The organism is Phytoactinopolyspora endophytica (assembly GCF_004138495.1).
GTDB lineage: Bacteria > Actinomycetota > Actinomycetes > Jiangellales > Jiangellaceae > Phytoactinopolyspora > Phytoactinopolyspora endophytica.
The window spans coordinates 315,609-316,147 of the sequence record NZ_ML142855.1 but is presented as its reverse complement, the minus strand read 5'-3'; positions in this window follow the sequence as shown (position 1 = coordinate 316,147).

Here is a 539-nt window from a genome sequence, read left to right as displayed (position 1 = left end):
GCCATGCCCGATACGGTATCGCGGCGTCCGCATGCCGGTACAAGCAGATCACCATCCGGACTGATCAGTTATCTCTATATTTGAGATACTAGGTCATCCAACGAGACAGCCCGGCGTTGACGGGCGTACGGTGCTATGTGTCATGCAGTGGTCGGTACGCATTCTTAGCTGCCGCGACGAGGCCCGTTAAAGGCTGGCTCCTCGTCGCGGAGTTTGACGTACCCGCTGGCCGTCCCGTGACGAGGACACTGTGGAGCCCCGCAATCCGGGCGTCGCTCTGAAGTTGATCAGTCCACCCGTCGGGCACGTGCCACGAGCCACTGCCCGGTGTGACAGGTGAGACCCACCATGGTGGTGGTCGAGTCCATCGACACGGAAAAGCAGACCGAGGCATGTCGAAAGTTGGGATTATGACCGACGAACAGGAAACGCAACAGGCGCAGCAAGCGCTGCAGGAGGCGATCGACCGTCGCGACAATGGCGGCGAGGCCGGTCGCTGAGTCAGCGGAACCTATACGTCCGGCTAGCGCCCGAACGCG